Source organism: ANME-2 cluster archaeon (assembly GCA_014237145.1).
In the GTDB taxonomy this organism is placed as follows: Archaea; Halobacteriota; Methanosarcinia; order Methanosarcinales; family Methanocomedenaceae; genus Methanocomedens_A.
This window is the reverse complement of the sequence record JAAXOC010000020.1, coordinates 1-16,993: the sequence shown is the minus strand read 5'-3', so window position 1 is coordinate 16,993 and position 16,993 is coordinate 1. Positions and strand designations below refer to the sequence as shown.

Annotated in this window: 14 protein-coding genes; 8 read left to right on the top strand and 6 right to left on the bottom strand. The window is 40.7% G+C overall.

The features are described from left to right. Both HF974_03220 and hisD read left to right on the top strand, forming a co-directional pair. Positions 1-178: TMEM165/GDT1 family protein (locus HF974_03220; protein MBC2697349.1), on the top strand; the 178-nt coding region annotated here is incomplete at its 5' end. A 107-nt stretch (positions 179-285) separates the two neighbouring features. Continuing rightward, positions 286-1,560, top strand: coding sequence for a histidinol dehydrogenase (hisD, locus tag HF974_03215; GenBank protein ID MBC2697348.1), 1,275 nt, complete (start codon positions 286-288; stop codon positions 1,558-1,560). 129 nt (positions 1,561-1,689) lie between these two features. On the opposite strand, the gene HF974_03210 is transcribed toward hisD, so the two are convergent. Then, on the bottom strand, positions 1,690-2,982 hold the full coding sequence (locus HF974_03210; GenBank protein MBC2697347.1) for an ATP-binding protein: 1,293 nt from the start codon (positions 2,980-2,982) through the stop codon (positions 1,690-1,692). A gap of 573 nt (positions 2,983-3,555) precedes the next feature. Between HF974_03210 and HF974_03205 the strand changes: the two genes are divergently transcribed. Next, a complete protein-coding gene (locus HF974_03205; protein ID MBC2697346.1) occupies positions 3,556-4,830 on the top strand; it encodes an ATP-binding protein in 1,275 nt (424 codons plus the stop codon). 104 nt (positions 4,831-4,934) lie between these two features. Here HF974_03205 and HF974_03200 read toward each other — a convergent pair whose 3' ends face one another. The 4 genes from HF974_03200 to HF974_03185 form a co-directional block, all read right to left on the bottom strand. Then, positions 4,935-6,998, bottom strand: coding sequence for a PGF-pre-PGF domain-containing protein (locus HF974_03200; protein MBC2697345.1), 2,064 nt, complete (start codon positions 6,996-6,998; stop codon positions 4,935-4,937). A gap of 87 nt (positions 6,999-7,085) precedes the next feature. After that, positions 7,086-7,250, bottom strand: a complete 165-nt coding sequence (locus tag HF974_03195; GenBank protein ID MBC2697344.1) for a hypothetical protein — start codon at positions 7,248-7,250, stop codon at positions 7,086-7,088. 92 nt (positions 7,251-7,342) lie between these two features. Continuing rightward, positions 7,343-9,139, bottom strand: coding sequence for a TIGR04279 domain-containing protein (locus HF974_03190; protein ID MBC2697343.1), 1,797 nt, complete (start codon positions 9,137-9,139; stop codon positions 7,343-7,345). 103 nt (positions 9,140-9,242) lie between these two features. Further along, positions 9,243-10,472, bottom strand: a complete 1,230-nt coding sequence (locus HF974_03185) for a PGF-pre-PGF domain-containing protein (GenBank protein MBC2697342.1) — start codon at positions 10,470-10,472, stop codon at positions 9,243-9,245. A gap of 862 nt (positions 10,473-11,334) precedes the next feature. Between HF974_03185 and HF974_03180 the strand changes: the two genes are divergently transcribed. From HF974_03180 to HF974_03170, 3 genes are all read left to right on the top strand, one after another. Next, positions 11,335-12,222 carry a DUF1616 domain-containing protein gene (locus HF974_03180; protein ID MBC2697341.1) on the top strand — a complete coding sequence of 296 codons (888 nt, stop codon included), beginning with the start codon at positions 11,335-11,337 and terminating at the stop codon, positions 12,220-12,222. Beyond that, positions 12,212-13,036, top strand: a complete 825-nt coding sequence (locus HF974_03175) for a CPBP family intramembrane metalloprotease (GenBank protein ID MBC2697340.1) — start codon at positions 12,212-12,214, stop codon at positions 13,034-13,036. Before HF974_03180 ends, HF974_03175 begins: the two co-directional genes overlap by 11 nt. A 249-nt stretch (positions 13,037-13,285) precedes the next feature. Then, the gene (locus HF974_03170) at positions 13,286-13,444 is read left to right on the top strand and encodes a hypothetical protein (protein ID MBC2697339.1); all 159 of its coding nucleotides are present in this window, start codon (positions 13,286-13,288) and stop codon (positions 13,442-13,444) included. A 149-nt stretch (positions 13,445-13,593) separates the two neighbouring features. Here HF974_03170 and HF974_03165 read toward each other — a convergent pair whose 3' ends face one another. Further along, on the bottom strand, positions 13,594-14,793 hold the full coding sequence (locus HF974_03165; protein MBC2697338.1) for an FtsX-like permease family protein: 1,200 nt from the start codon (positions 14,791-14,793) through the stop codon (positions 13,594-13,596). 526 nt (positions 14,794-15,319) lie between these two features. Here HF974_03165 and HF974_03160 point away from each other — a divergent pair. Both HF974_03160 and HF974_03155 read left to right on the top strand, forming a co-directional pair. Further along, positions 15,320-15,970, top strand: coding sequence for an NAD-dependent epimerase/dehydratase family protein (locus tag HF974_03160; GenBank protein MBC2697337.1), 651 nt, complete (start codon positions 15,320-15,322; stop codon positions 15,968-15,970). 154 nt (positions 15,971-16,124) lie between these two features. Next, positions 16,125-16,993 (top strand): glycosyltransferase family 2 protein (locus tag HF974_03155; protein ID MBC2697336.1); only part of this gene is annotated, 869 nt, incomplete at its 3' end.

Genomic DNA, 16,993 nt, shown 5'->3' with positions numbered 1-16,993 from the left:
CCAGTACCATGCCCCTATAATGGTGTTCCTGGGTGCAGTGCTGGGGCTGGGGCTGGTAAGTGCGCTGGGTGTTGCTATTGGGGGGAAGTTGCAGACAATGGTGCCGATGGATAAATTGAGGATTGGGTCCGGTATTTTATTTTTGGTGTTTGGGGTATTGTTCCTGCTAAGGGGATAATCTGGTTATGGTTTTCTTTAAGAGAAAACATCCTTTGGCAGATATAACCAGGAATAAAATGATCAAAAACAAACATTATTTACTTTCAAATCATTAACATGGTACAGATGATACACAAGCAACTCAGCAATCTTACAATCCAGGAATCACAGCGCCTGCTTGACAGGGCAGGCGGAATACAGGATGTCACCGACACCGTATCCGGCATCCTCGGGGATGTGAAGAACCAGGGCGATACCGCAATCCGGCAGTACACCAAACAATTCGATGGTGTTGACATTGATGAGATCGAAGTAGACAATAACACAATAAAGTCCGCCCTGGATACAGTCCTCCCCAATCTCATTGAGCACCTGGAGGTTGCGGCCGACAACATCATGACGTTCCACAGGGCACAACTGGGCGAATCACAGTGGTTCATGGAATCCTCACCCGGTGTCATGCTGGGGCAGAAGACCACACCTCTGGCCGTGGTTGGCGCATATGTACCGGGCGGCAGGGCAGCGTACCCATCCACTGCACTGATGACCGTAATACCGGCAAAGGTTGCAGGTGTGAAGAAGGTAGTCGTATGTACTCCGCCCGGACCTGATGGGGTAAACCCGCTGACACTGGCTGCGGCACACATTGCAGGAGCTGACCATATCTACCAGGTAGGCGGAGTGCAGGCCGTGGGTGCCATGGCCTATGGTACGGACTCTGTTTGGGCAGTTGATAAGATCGTGGGGCCCGGGAATGTGTATGTGACGGCTGCCAAGATGATGGTCAGGGACCATTGCGAGATAGATTTCCCTGCCGGGCCCAGTGAAGTGCTTATCATAGCCGATGACACAGCAGAGCCTGGATTCATTGCTGCTGATATGCTTGCCCAGGCCGAACACGATCCCAATGCCATATCTGTACTGGTGACCACATCAACGGATGTGGCAGCAAAGGTGAAGGCCAGCCTGCAGGAAATGGCAAAAACCGCAAAGAGAAAGGAGATAATTGAGCAATCACTTGAGAATGCTGCCGTACTTGTTGCAGATTCGATAGACGATTGTATTGATTTTTCAAACCGATTTGCGCCTGAACACCTGGAAGTCATGACTGCTGCTGATGAAAGAGTGCTTAAAGAGATTATAAATGCCGGCTCCATATTCCTTGGTCAGTATACCCCGGTGTCAGTAGGGGATTATGCATCAGGTACCAATCATGTGCTGCCCACTGCCGGGTATGGCAGGATATATTCAGGGCTGAACGTGGACCATTTTATCAAGAAGTCTACTATCCAGAAGCTGAGCAGGGAAGGACTGGCAGGACTTGAAAGTACTATTACATCACTGGCTGAGGCCGAGGGTTTACATGCTCATGCCCAGGCTGTGAGAAAAAGGCTGGATTGATGTACCAAAACAGAACTTGATGTATTCAATGAATAATTTCACAGCAGTTTATGGGTATTTGTCTGTTCTGTTTTTTTTTAGTAGTATCCTGAATTTTAAAGTGTTCATGCCAGATATGAACATCCGTATCTACTCACCAGACCCAAGCAGCCATTTCCAGATAGGAACATACGTTATCCCGTCTTCTGATCTTTCAACATTCCTTGTAAGCAGTATCAGTTCTGAAACTCTTCCCTTAAAGTATTCTTTAAATTCAAGCAATGCTTTGATCTCTCTTTCATCTATAACATCAGTGTAAGTGACATTAATTCCAGTCAGGGTATTATCCCTATTCCTTACAACAAAATCCACCTCTTTGCGACCTTTCCAGTAATATAGATCAAGATTTCTTCTTTTCAGTTCGATAAAAGTACTGTTCTCTGCAAGTCTACCTTCATCAGATGAGAATTTGAAAGACGCCGCATTCCGAAGACCATTGTCAATGCAATATATTTTTCTTGGTTTCTGGATGGCTAATGATGTTTTTATGGAATACGAAAAAAAGTTAAGTTGATAGATAAGGTACGCCTGTTCCAAATATAGAAGATATTCCTTTACACTGCTTACTGACAACCCTATCGCTTTTGATATTTTCATGTAGCTCAACAGGGCTGAAATATTTGTAAGGGAATAGTTCGCCAGTTCGATCATTTTTGAACCTTCCCTTATTTTTTTGCTCAATACGACATCCCGCAAAAGGATGCTGTCGAAGTATTCATTTAGTCGCATGTGGTTTATATCTGCATCATCTCCCAGGACAACCTCGGGAAACCCACCATTGTTCAGGTAGTTCAAAAAATGGTGAACAACTTCACTTCTTTGCACATCTGTGTGTTTAAGCTCGAACCCCACAAATCCCAGATATTCCCTGAACGATAACGGATAAACGGTCTTTGAGATGATCCTGCCTGTTAGCAGTGTTGACAGCTTATCAGAAAGCATCGTACTATTTGAACCGGTTATTACGAATTTGATATCAGTGTCATAGAGGTCGTAATATTTTTTTAGCCATTTTTCCCAGTTTTCTATGTTCTGTATTTCGTCCAAAAATATGTACTTCCGACCTGCTGGATTGTTTATCTCGATGTAGTTCTCGAAAATACTGTCAAGTATGTTGATACTTTTATCTTCAAGCGGTTCATCCAGGTTGAAATACAGTATATTTGTCGGCGGAGCAATCCCGTTCTCGATCAGGTGATCTATTAGCTGGTATAGTATTGTTGATTTTCCACACCTGCGTACACCGGTTATGCAGATGATCTCTTTTATTTCCAGCAGCTTTGCGATCCCACTGAGTGTTCCAGGTCTTATAATACGTGTTTTTGATTCGGGGACCCTGCCATATAGCCACCATGGATTCCATCGTTTTATTATTTCTTTCATGTTATTACATTTGGTATTTAACTACATAAAACCTTCTGTTATGGTGGAAAGTTTCTATATTAAAGTCTCATACGTAATAAAAGGTTTGATGTAAAATTTACCATTGCAATGGAGATTTGATTTGAATAAAGCATAAAACTCTTTCCTCACTGCAACATAGAAGTGGAAAGTTGATTTTTAGGTAAAAATACCGAAATGTTGTATCCACTTCAAAAAGTATGGTCAAATGCAAGATTAATGTAGACACAGATTTCACCGATTACACTGATTTTCACAACCACTATCAATCTGTGTAATCAGTGTAATCTGTGTCTCAAAATTCAGAGCACTATGAGCAATTACCATTTAATTTGAAGGGGATATGAAATGTTTAATAATTCAGTAAGTGAATATATATGAGATTTGTAAACCGTGAAAAAGAGATTGATATTCTTAAAGATACCAGTTTGTGCGGCATGTGATTGATCGTATCAAAGGTTCATCCATCTGCGTTAATTTACGTTAATCTGCGGTTTCAAATATGTATTCATAAACAGGGAAAGATTTAATATAATCTGTCCTTATATACGAAGCATGGATAAAGAAACAATCAAAAAACTTATAATTTTAGCTCAAGAGCGTGATGTAAAGTTTGCCCAAAGAGATACACAAATTTACTTTTCAGGTAAGATCAACACCATCATTGGTTCGCGAAGAGCCGGAAAAACATATTTTATGTACCAGATCATAAACCAGCTCAAGAGTGAAAATAAAGACAAGATCATTTACATAAATTTCGAAGATGAAAGGCTTTTTCCTATAAAAAAAGAAGAACTTGACTTGATATTAGATGCTTATTATGAGCTATATCCTGATAACAAAGATGAGAAACTTTACATTTTTTTCGATGAGATACAGGAGGTTCCTTTCTGGGAAACCTTCCTCAGAAGGCTCTACGATCAGGAAAATGTAGAAATATGTGTCACAGGTTCAAGTTCAAAACTTTTGAGCAAGGAGATAGCAACCGGACTGCGCGGAAGAACATTGACATATCGTATTTTTCCTTATTCATTCAAGGAATTCCTGAACGTTAAAGGTCTAACTTTACAAAGGAACTTCGAGTATACACCATTGCGCCACAAAATTAAGAATTTGCTTATAGAGTATATCGAATTCGGTGGATTTCCGGAAATTGTGGATAAAGACAATACCCTCAAGACCAAGATCCTTCAGGAGTATTTTGATCTTATATTCTACAAAGACCTGGTAGATAGATACCAGATAAGGAGCTTTGCCACTGTAAAGGAGATGCTTCTATATCTTGTAAATAATTTTTCTTCTTATTTTTCAACTAACAAGTATTATAATAACCTGAAATCACAGGGTAAAAAAATCAGTAAAAATACGTTATTCACATATTTGGCCTGCGCTGCCGACATAAACTTTATATTTATAGTTCCAAAATATGGCAAATTGAAAGAGCAGTTTGCAAACCCAAAAAAGGTCTATGTGATCGATACCGGTTTGATAAATGCAATCTCATTTAAGTTCTCTCAAAATATCGGTAGATTATATGAGAATGTTGTCCTGATCGAACTTAAAAGACGGGATAAAGACGTATATTACTGGAAAAACAAGTATGAATGCGATTTTTTAACAACACAAGGCAGAGAGGTCGAAGAAGCCATACAGGTTTGCTATGAACTAACAGATGAAAATAAGGACCGGGAGATCAATGGTCTGATTGAAGCTGTAGATGAGTTCAAATTAAACGATGGCTTGATAATAACAGGTGATCTTGAAGGGGAAGAGATCAAGGGTGGCAAGAAAATAGTGTATAAGCCGTTATGGAAATGGTTGCTTAAGTGATATCAAATGTTGTGTAAGGGATTTCAGATGTGTCTGGAATGTAATATTTGGTCCTGATAAAAAATGAGATCGAGGGGCATTGAACCCCTCAAAATTCTCCACTCTTATTTCCTTACTGAATACACAGCGATCAGTATTCCTATAATCCCCACCAGTATCCCGAATCCGGGTGTCCCTTTGGTCGAGGTCGAAGTAGCTTCAGGCGTGGGTGTGGAATTAGCCACTATACCGGAATCTGTTGTAGCAACCGGTTCTACGGTACCGGACTCCTCGACCTGCCCCAGTATCATAAATGTAGAGAATCCGGGAGTCGGTGATGAATACTGGTAGTTTCCGCCAGCCTGCCCGGTCATTGTGGTCTTAAGGGGCTGCCACTCGCCATCGTGATGCCTGTACAGGGTAACAGTGGCAGGGCCGATGTTGTTCTCCCCGAACAAGCTTGCAGGTACCTGGAAATTGATAACTGAACTGGAGAACTTACCTTCAGACCATCCAAGGTTTCCAACAAATACATTGAAATACTTGTATAATACACCGTTGGGTGGGTCAGTGGTTATACTGCCCGGACGGTCTGCCAGGACTTCGACCTTTGCTCCCACCAGGCCATAGGTTTTTTCGGGTGTAACTTCAACTGATGTTAATGTATTATTGAAGTTGTAGGTTGCAGAATCACCAGCTCGAAGATATATCCTTAAAAAGACCGTTTCTTCTACATTCCCAGGTTCATCGCTCATGCCACCACCACCGCCACCACGACTGTTGCTGCCATCACTAGGTGGTGTCGGTGTCGTGTCAGGAGACGGCTCTGTCCTTGCAGTGTCGTTTACCCATGTCTCATTGACGTTTCCGGAAGTATCGGCCGTATGCGTGCTGATCATGTAGTTGGTCTCAGGTGAAAGTCCTGTCGCGTTGTAGTGCTTGTCACACTTTGAAACGTTTGTCTCGAATGCTCCATCAAGATAGATCATTACCTTCTCAAAGTCAGTGTCTGCGGGATCTGTCCATGTCCAGTTGATGCAGGTCTGCTCGTATGTTATGCTGTTGAGACCAGTGATGCTTGCCGGTGCTATTGTTTCATCAAATAAAAAATAGAATGCATTTCCTGTGGAAACTGTTTTTCCCACATCATCTTCTACGTTGCCATTGGCAAACTGGCCGCTTAATGTTTCATTGCTTTCATCTACCGTATAATCAAATTGAGTTCCCAGATCCCATCTCATTCCTTTGGCAAGGGTTACGGCTGTTGATGCAAAGTTTCTATTATTTACATAACTGAATCCTTTTACTCTTAATACACGAGCAGCGATATAGCCGTAATTACTTTTATTATCATCTAAAGGATCGCCATAACAGTGCACTAGTGTTTTATTTAGTACATATCTATTTTGCAGATATTTCCATTTATCAATATTATTGATCCACTGGTAGGAATCACTATTAGATCCTGTTGTGTCAAAAAAATCCACATAATGATAGTCAGGACTCTCTACTGATCCTGTAAAGGAACTCATGAAACTCTCCCACATATAATAATCACTCCCACAGTGGTCTGCATAATATCTAACGCCGTTAGCAATTGTCTTCTGATCTTTTGAGTGAACATAAGAATTTATTGCAGTTAATCGCTGGTTAAAATCGTCTTTGTTATCTTGCCCGTAATAACCCGGATCAATTTCGTCCCAGAAAAAACCGTCAACATAATCATGGCTGTCAATAGAATTCTTTATGCTATGCTCCCAGCCATCCTTATCAGAGGAAATTTTATATGTACTGCCCAATGCTATATAAAAATAAACCTCAACGCCTGCACCACGAACCTGTTGAATTTCGCCCTGGTTATCATCAGCAATGATGACAAGTGTTAACCCTGGATCTGCCCAGTTTATACCTGAGCAATTGATCCACCCGTAATAGGCAATAAATTTGAAAACCTCGCTGGTTACGCCTGCATCCGTGTTAGATTTGATGACTTCGGTTGCGTTTCCTGTCCTGACTGTGTAGTTTGCCAAGTAGTTGTCTGTGGTGTTCGCAAGGTTTTCCGGATCGGGCGGGATGTATGTTGCCGATGCCAGCACTGGTGCTATGGATGCGGCAAGCATCACAGCAGCAAAAGCTATCAAAATCACCATGCTGTACCATTTTTTTTGAATGTTTCTACTGGCTTTCATAATACCCGCCCCCGTTTGCAGTAGAGCTGTCTGTAATTGGTGTTGCATCTGGTATCATTCGATATTCTCCACCACTATGCCTGAATTTCATAAACCGTCACACCACCCCATCATGACCTTGACAATCTTGATAACTTCTTTTAGCTCACATCGACAATAAGTATTTCTGCCCCCCATCTGGTCCGGGCAGACCTGTGCCGCAGCAGGATACCTAAAAAGCATACCCTGGCGGTCGGTTGCGGGTGGCAACATGTGCCCGGAATTCCAGACGTGCCTATAATCTGGTATTTGGTCCTGATTAAAAAAGAGAATGTGGGGCATTGCACCCCTCAAAATTACTTATCTTATTTCCTTCTTGAATATACTGCAATCAGTACCCCCATAATCCCAAGCAGTAGCCCAAATCCTGGTATCCCCTTGTCCGAGATCCAAGTAGCTTCAGGCGTAGGTGTGGAACCAGCTACAGTACCAAGATCAGGTGTAGCAACAGGTTCTACGTCACCAGAGTCCCCAACAGACCCCAGTATCATAAATGTAGATAATCCGGGAGTAGGCGATGAATACTGGTAGTATCTGCCTGCCTGCCCGCTCATTGTGGTCTTAAGGGGGTGCCAATTGCCGTTGTGGTGCCTGTACAGGATGACCGAGGCCGGGTCGATGTTGTTCTCTTTGAACCAGCTTGCAGGTACCTGGAAATTTATAACTGAACTGGACAACTTACCTTCAGACCATCCACTGGTTCCGACAAATACATTAACATAATTGTATATTTCACCGGCAGGTGGTTCAGTGGTTATACTGGCTGGCTGGCCGTGCAGAACTTCTATCTTCGCTGCCACCAGGCCATAGGTTTTGTCTGGTGTAACTTCAACTGAAGTTACTACGTTGTTAAAGTTGTATGTCGAAGAATCACCTGCTTTAAGATATTTCCTTAGATTGACTGTTTTTTCTACATTCCCAGGTTCATCGCTGTGGCCTACACCACCGCTGCTACTGTGGGGAGAAGGAGGTGAAGGATAGATGTTGATAATATCTTGATTGAAAGCCACCAGTCCTTCACCAGATTCATATGCACCCACAAGCAGGTAGTAATCACCGGTATTCAGGTCGTTGGTAGTGAGTGAAAAAAATGCACGTGTTGAATCTGTCTCATCTGTAAAGGATACTGTGCCATTTTCAGGACCAATTACAGTTTCGATTATTTCCTGAAGCTTTTTTGTGTTTAAGCTGTTAAGGTTTATTCCCGTAAGTTCGCCCTTCTCGACAATATCTGCCCCATCAATAGTAAGATTGGTCTGGTCCCTTGTACCATTGAACTCAAATCTCAATCTAGCCTCGTAAGCATCCTTATGTATCATGATTGCACCGAAAGTATAATTGCCTTCTTTAACATCGGTAAGTTTTATCTTAACATTAAAAAAATGATTGGTTTTTGCCTTTGATGGCGCTGTTACTACAGATTCGTACTTTAATACCTGAACAGCAGTTGCAGAAAGTATGGAATATTCATTTGTATTTGTGTGAGATGAATTAAGCAGGACAAATATCACATAATTGCCAGCCTGCTGAGGTCCGAAACGTATACTGGAATTGTCTCCGGTACTGTTAAGAGAATAATTGAGTTTTTTCTCTGAATCATTTATCAGATTTCTGATAAGAGTAGTATTCCCGTCGATTACATCATTGAACATATCCCATACTTCATCAGGAGTGGAACTTACAAGATAAATATCTATATTACAATCGGCAAAGTGGCTTGAGCCAAAAAAACTTAAATTCACTTCATTGTTACCGCTTACATTTGTATATATGGAATGACTGGAATACGGATACTCAATCATGTAATCCGAATAATTGTCAACACTGGCTGTAATATTTATAGTCTTGCCGCTACGCGTAAAATTGCTACTATTTACGCCATTGAAAACGAGATTCAAAGCAGGTAATGTTACAGGTGTGCCGCCGCTTAATTTGATCCAGTTACCTTCCATTGGCGATTCGTTATGATTGGCAAATGACACATTTTCAGTGGAATTGATACTAATATTGAGCAAGTACTGACCATCCATAGCTGAACCAGCTGCAGCCGGAATTAAAAAGAATATAAACACTGTAAATAAAATAACGTATGATCTACCCAATTCTAAACCCACCTATGAATATATTATATTAATAATTTTATATGCTTGAAAAATTTATTAACTATATCAATAAGTATATTCATGATAAAAATACTTATCGCATTCAGTATTTTTTTCTAATAATAAATATTACAATTAATAACCCTAAAACCCCTGTGCTTATCTCGAAACCTGTGGTTTTACTTGTACTTTGCATTGGTTTTGTTTCATGGGGTTCAATAGTTTGCGGCATCAAACCAGATTCTAAATCATTAGTTGATGTTGGCTGGACAATTCCTGATTGTTTTACCTTTCCGGTAATTGCAAATGAAGAAAATTCCGGTGTTTGTGCATCAAAGTACAGATTATCTTCATCTTCCCCCATCTTTTCAGTATCAAGGCGGTTCCACTGCCCACCATTGTATCTATTTAACCTGATAGTAGATTTGTCAATATTATTCTCAGTTACCCATGATTTTTCTACAAAGAAGTTAATAGTAGGACTGGCAATATTTTCCGGGTTTGCCCATCCAAGGTTCCCTACCCCGATATTCAGATTTTTATATACAATATCTGGCGGGGTACTGTCAACCAATGTCGAGGTATGATCCAGTATTTCCACTTTTGAAGCAATAGTACTTGAATTAGTCAAACAAGTGAAGTTGATATATCTGACAACGTTACCGTCCAGATGAAAATAATAACTTACATTCGAGTCCTTTGTCACGTATTCCCTCTGGGTTTCTGATATAAGTAAATTCTCAAAGGTTTCTAGGCTTGCACCACCTCCACTGCTTCCTCCTCCAACGCTGCTACTTTCATCAGATTTTGGAGAAAGAGTTATTGTTTTAGCCAGACCACTCACAATTAATTGAAAATCGCCAATGGGTATAGAATTTGTAGCATAACTATATACAAAATTACCGCTGGCATCAGCATTAATATCCTGCGCCGCTGTAATATCAAGTGTGACATGGGGTGTACCGGCCGCTGGTGTACCATCTATCTGAGCACTATAAATACCGGGTTCCAAATTGGAGTGTGATACAGTTGCAATACCTCCTGTGGCAACAGCAGGTTTTGTCCACCACAATGACAACTTCAACCTGACGTTAAGATCTACAACATCTCTGGCTGTCACTGTGAAAGTATTTGAACCGGACGGAACCTCAATACCGTCCATCCTGTACAAATACATCCCATCCGATGGCGATACGGTTTTTTCAAAAGAAACGACTACATTCACCGGTTCATCTGGTGATGCAGTGCCGCTAATAGTGATCGTATCCCCTACAACAGGATTCTCAGGCGTTACAAATAATTCTGATACTGCTGCACTTGCAGGGGGTAACAATACAGTGGCAATTAAGAAAAAGCAAAATAACCGATATAACATGAATAGTTATGCTCCTATATTTTATACTTTAAATAGCTAAATTTAATAAATGTGTCACACAATTTTATTGACAATATCTTAGTGATATAACTTTCTGATTGTATTTAATATATATCGTTCTGCACTCAAACAACTTTGATAGTCGGCGAACAGTTTCCTGTAGTATAGCGGGAATTCCTCTAGTGTCAAGTCAACCATGAAACGTATAGCGACCATCTGCCATATCTTATATAACACAGGCGGATTTTAAAAAATTAATGCGACACTTTACGCTTGACTTTACACTAGTGTCGAGTCAACCATACAATATCGCTAGATATATTATCTGACACTGTTCCATTTCCCAGTTATTTTTAAGACACAGATTTACACTGATTTACGCAGATTTAAGGTTGTATCTGTGTAACCTGCACGCCCTTAAGGCGTAGCAGGCATTCACTTCCCGCGGAAGTGAATGTATCAGTGTAAATCTGCGTCTAATATAATTATTGAAATAATTTGATTTTAGAATTGTGCCCTATGCCCTTCATAATCTTACACTTGAAGGTTGACTCGACACTAGGTTTTGATGATGGCGTATTTCGATTTTATACAAACTTACCATGCCTTGAAGATACTTCCTAAAACGAGCATCTATAGTAATTTGCAGTAGATGTTAGAAAAACGAACTCCGGGCATGTCCATTGGAATTACTGATCATATATGGACTTTGAGAGGGTTACTCATATATCCATATTATAAGATACCAGCCAATTATGAGAACAATACAAATAAATACATAATTGTTAAATAGATTCAACAAGATTTACAATTTCAACAGATGCCTTATAAAAAAATTATCCCTTCTGATATTTTTATTATCATTGCTTATACAATATTAACTGTAATTTTTATTGTAGTCCCACCTTTGAGTAATACATGGATCCGTACTGTGCTGGGACTTCCCATGGTGCTGTTCTTTCCAGGGTATGCCCTGATAGCAGCTTTGTTCCCGAAAAAGGACGACCTGGACGCAATCGAGAGAATTGCCCTCAGTTTCGGGCTTAGTATCGCAGTGGTACCGCTACTTGGCCTGGGCCTCAACTACACACCATGGGGAATAAGGTTAATACCCATACTTGCCACACTTATGATCTTTACACTGATCATGTGTGCGATAACAATATACAGGCGCTCAGAACTGCCTGTGGAAGAGGTGTTCTCAGTACCATTTGCGGCATTTTTTGCATCAATACATGAGGAAATATTTACAAAACCCGAATCAAGGGTTGATAGGATCCTGACCGTGATACTGGTGATCTCAATAATTGCATCAGTTGTAATGCTGGTATATGTGATCGTCACACCCAAACAGGGTGAGAAGTTCACTGAGTTCTATATCCTGGGGCCTGGCGGAATGGCTGATGATTATCCCGTTGAATTCATACTGGGTGATAGCGCCACAGTGATCGTGGGTGTAGTGAACCATGAATATGCGCAGATAAATTATTCACTGGCCCTGGTACTGGAAAATGAATCGCTAACAAGGAATCAGGAGATCATGCTGGCCCATAATGAAACCTGGGAGCAGCATGTGACGTTCACGCCTGACAGGGCGGGGACTGATATGAAACTTCAGTTTTTACTTTATTGGGAAAATAATTTTACTGTGCCATACAGGGACCTGCATCTGTGGATCGATGTTTCGGAGTTGCAATATGGAATATGAAAATACTCAACTGGGAATTCCAAAATCAACGGAAAAATTAGTGAAATATCAAAATATTTTGCTAATTCTGCCTGTACTTCTGATCATACTGGCAGAGCTACTGTTATTTTCAGGGAATATGCAATATTCCATATGGGTGCATGTATTTGTACTGATAGGCCTGGCACTGGCCACTGTATATACCGGTGATACATACCTTTTCAAGCCGTACCAGGCATTGATGCTGCTTCCATTGCTGCGGCTGGTCAACATATCCATGCCAATATTTTTTGATATGACCCTGTATTTGTATATTTTCATATACACACCCCTGATCATCCCGGTCTATATTATTGCGGTCCACCAGGGATTTACTTTTGAACAGTTAGGATTTACTTTTAAATACTGGAAGCTGATCATACCGGTATCAGTGATAGTTGGTTTTGCCATCGCTCTGGGAGAACATTATATTATTCATGCAGGAACCCTGATTGCGGACCTGTCTTTCTTAAATGTTCTAAAACTCTCAATAGTGATGATCATATTTATTGGATTAATTGAGGAGCTTATCTTCAGGTCTATACTCCAAACCCGTATGGAAGAATCGATGGGCATGTTCTCAGGTCTTGTGGTTACCAGCATATTATTCGGTGTACTTCACTCGGGATACGGCACATTCTATGAAATGTTTTTCACATCGCTGGCAGGACTTCTGATGGGTTACATGTTCCAGAAGACCAGAAGCCTTCCGTTGATCACTGTAACCCACGGTACAGTAAACATATTCCTGTTCGGCGTGATACCCCTGATGGGGCCGACACTGGGCCTAATCTAAAGCTAAAACTACATTTATATTTCAAATAACGCTACTATTCAGCCCGTTTCTTATTGTGCAAATAACGATTAAAACAAAAGAGATTAACAGGGGATAGATACCCAAGTTCTGAGGGGAATTTAAGGCCCTATCACCAAAACTATTTGGAATACAACGATTAAAGCAAAACAGAATAACAGAGGTACGATACTCAAGTTCAGAGAGGAGCTTAAGGCTCTGTTCCATTTATCAGATGCCGAGAGTATCTCTTTGGCTGAGAGCAATACAATTAGTGCAATAACTGCCAGTACTCCGTATTCCGGAAGACCTATGGGTGTTGTTAACGAAATCGCACTGGTTGTTGCTGCAGTGGTTGTTGCGGCACTGGATACTACACTTGTGAGCATTTTTTTATACAAACTCCTTTAATGATTAAAATTGTACAAATGATTTTTATTATACGAGATATTTCATAACTTTATCCCAAATCTTAATATTATAATAATGGATTAACACTATAAATATGTATCGTTAAATGACCTAAAATTTGAGATGTAAAAACACAAGTGAACATTTATCTATACACTTCTGATCTGTTCCATTGGTTTGATCGTTGATAGCCGCCAGATGGTTGCCAGGGTTGACAATAATCCAATAATTACTGCCATTAAAAAGCCTAATAACATGATCTTAGTATCAAGAACCAGCAACTCATCAAGACCTGTCATTCTTTTTACTACCTGATTTATTATTTCAGCAACCGGCATGCTTAATAATATACCAGATATTCCTCCAATAATAGAAATAATAAATCCTTCAAACCCAAAGTTCCTTGCAATGGACAGCCTGGAAAAACCAACTACCTGCAATATCCCGATCTCTTTTTTCCTTTCATTTAACGATAAAAGCATTGTCAATATGATAAGGGAAGTACCCATTACTATAGCCAGTATCACAATAGAAAAGGCTGAGACTATGAAAAAACCGTTCTGCTCAATAATATTATTTAAAAACTCCCTGTTCGTATTTATCTGGTATTCAGGATATTGTTGTTGAAGATCATTTTTTACCTGTTCTGCCGTATTTACGTCATTTAGCCGCACGATGATCATTGATGCACTGTCTTGATAATGATTCCCGGTAATAAGCTGGAATTCGGGGAATGGGAATATCACCATAGCATTGAGACTGAAAGTGGAGAGCGAATCCGAAATTCCTACCACTTTAAATTGCCTGTTCCTGGCATCTGATATGGTCTTTCCGGCAAAGATGGTATCACCAACCTCAACACCCAGAAGACGTGCTGCCCTGGAATCCACCAGCACTTCACTTGTGAAGGGACCGTCGTATGTGCCCCCATTATACAATGTGCTTGTAGAAATTGGCGCACCAGAGGATATTGTTACTAGAGGACCACCCGTATCCACACCAAGGCCAAATACAGCCTTCGGATCCTCTCCTTCTTTATGTGCATATACAATTTCAGTAAGTAAGGGGGTTGACACATTGACCCTGGGATCTGCCAGTGTTTGTGTACTTATTTGGTGAACATCACTGATCCTGGCCTGCGAGGATTGGATATACTGGGTCTGAAGGTCAACAGGCCGTCCTTTCATCCAGAGGTGCATGGAGCTATCCTTTAACACCTGTTCTCCAGTGTCCAATAATCCACTTCCCAGTGAAGCAAGAATTACCAGTGAAATAATTGCCAGCATGACGCCAATTATATTTAGTAGTGTCCTGAGCTTATTCCTGAACAGGTTTTTAATTGCCAGCATTTACTTTCAAATGGTTTCTTATTAATAAAAAGGTAGCGATATATGATAAAAATAATATATTGAATTAAATATTATTAAATTAATCAAATAACTTATTATATGTAATACATGTAACAAATATGTAAGATTCAAATGTTATTTTAAATAAAGGAATTTAGAAATATCTAAAAGGCACACCATATGATTTTTTTTTGAAACGTTTTTAATCTAGGCCTGGGGTTGAGCTTTTTGAGAGAGTTTTATCCTGGCTGAGTTTGATATTTGGGCCGCCGCTGTTGATAATGATGATGTTGATTGGGACTTTTATGACTTTTACCGGGATTATACTGCATTTGATGGACAGGATGATAAATGAAATGAAACAAATTCAATTCTGGAAATATTTATTACCATGCACTAAATATTATGCCATTATTAAAAAATAGATTTTATATTTATGTGAAATAATTCTATTAAATATATATAGTTTAAACATCATCTATTATTTTAAGATTTTATTTGGAAATATTCGAGCAGAACGATAATCATGGAAGCAAAACAAATTCTTGTAACTGGCTGTGCAGGATTTATTTGGAAAAACATTGTTAATGGACTGCAAGGTAGAGTACATGAAGTTATTGCACTTGATTATTTCAATACTGGAAGGGACGATTATACTAAGGCAAATGTGAAGAACTTCAGGCAGCTTGAAAAGGCGTTCGATGGCAGGAGATTTGACTATGTCTATCATCTGGGTGCTGAATATGGCATGGGGAACGGAGAAGATCATTATGAGAATTTGTGGGAAACAAATGCTATCGGCACAAAATATATGCTGCGCTTAAAGGATGTCAAGGATGATGATAAGAGGTATAAAGAACCGCAGATACTCTCACCTCCTGAGGACTTGAGTGCCTGCTACGCCCGAGGGCGTGCAGGTAACGTAGATGAACGCAGATACATTAAACTGCCATCTGCGTTTAGCTGCGTTCATCCGCGGTTGATCTCAATTACTCATAATTCCAGAGACTTTTTATTATTTCCTGGGACGATTTATAGCCACAGAGTGCACAGAGAAAACAATATCACTCTGTGTGTCCCGGTGTTCTCTGTGGTTGATCTTCTTTACCATGATCCATTTATCCTACTTGATCAGAATAAATTAAAAAGTCTCTTATTCCAGGGGGTAGGCACATGACCGTTACCATCACTGCCATGTGGGATCAACTTTATTTTTCAGACACGGATTTACACGGATTAACACAGATCAATGGTTTTAATAACATTATAAATATATTTCCACAGGGGCACCCCACCACTAACAACCGGACCCACTCCCCAGAGGCATACGCATGACCCACATAGCAGTCATCCTCCCTGCCTATAACGAGGAAGTAGCAATCGGCAGTATGCTGCTGCGCACCAAACAGTTTGCCGACCGTGTGATATTAGTAGACGATGGCAGCACTGACCGTACATCTGAAGTTGCCAGGCTCGCAGGCTTTGAGGTTATCCGCCACCACACCAATATGGGTAAAGGCGCAGCTCTAAGGACCGGGTTTGAGGCTGCTGGTGGTGCTGATGTTATCGTAACCATGGATGCTGACGGTCAGCATGATCCAGGTGATATACCTAAACTTACCGGCGCTATTTTAGCAGGTGAGGCTGATGTGGTGAATGGCAGCCGGTATTTGAACGGGAATGGTAAGAGTACGCCGGCATACAGGAGATTGGGGCAGGCAGTGCTGGATAAAGCTACTAATTTTAACAGTGGATTAACTATCACAGATACGCAAAGCGGGTTTCGGGCTTTTTCTGGTGGTGTTATTCCGAGTTTCAGGTTCAGCCAGAAGGGTTTTGGTATTGAGAGCGAAATGCTGGCAGATGTTTCAAATGCCGGGTTGAGGGTAAAGGAAGTTGAGGTTGGTGTGCGGTATGATGTGGACTGTTCGACCGAGAATCCAGTGAGCCATGGTGTGCGGGTGCTGGTCAGGGTGCTGTATGATATGGAGCTGAACCGGCCGCTGTATTATTTTACTGTGCCTGGGATGGTGTTGGGAGGAATCGGGGCGTTTATGGGGTTGAGTTTTCTAAAGACGTTCTACCTTGGAGGTAGTTTGATGTTCGGGCCGACACTGTTGATGATTATGTTGTTTATGGTAGGGACTTTTATGAGCTTTACCGGGATCATACTGCATTCGATGTCAAGGATGATCAATGA

Excerpts from the sequence above, each read along its gene's own strand:
- HF974_03180 (MBC2697341.1), top strand. The coding sequence starts at position 11,335 with ATGCCTTATAAAAAAATTATCCCTTCTGATATTTTTATTATCATTGCT.
- HF974_03165 (MBC2697338.1), bottom strand. The coding sequence starts at position 14,793 with ATGCTGGCAATTAAAAACCTGTTCAGGAATAAGCTCAGGACACTACTA.
- HF974_03175 (MBC2697340.1), top strand. The coding sequence starts at position 12,212 with ATGGAATATGAAAATACTCAACTGGGAATTCCAAAATCAACGGAAAAA.
- HF974_03205 (MBC2697346.1), top strand. The coding sequence starts at position 3,556 with ATGGATAAAGAAACAATCAAAAAACTTATAATTTTAGCTCAAGAGCGT.
- HF974_03210 (MBC2697347.1), bottom strand. The coding sequence starts at position 2,982 with ATGAAAGAAATAATAAAACGATGGAATCCATGGTGGCTATATGGCAGG.
- hisD (MBC2697348.1), top strand. The coding sequence starts at position 286 with ATGATACACAAGCAACTCAGCAATCTTACAATCCAGGAATCACAGCGC.
- HF974_03200 (MBC2697345.1), bottom strand. The coding sequence starts at position 6,998 with ATGAAAGCCAGTAGAAACATTCAAAAAAAATGGTACAGCATGGTGATT.
- HF974_03160 (MBC2697337.1), top strand. The coding sequence starts at position 15,320 with ATGGAAGCAAAACAAATTCTTGTAACTGGCTGTGCAGGATTTATTTGG.
- HF974_03195 (MBC2697344.1), bottom strand. The coding sequence starts at position 7,250 with ATGTTGCCACCCGCAACCGACCGCCAGGGTATGCTTTTTAGGTATCCT.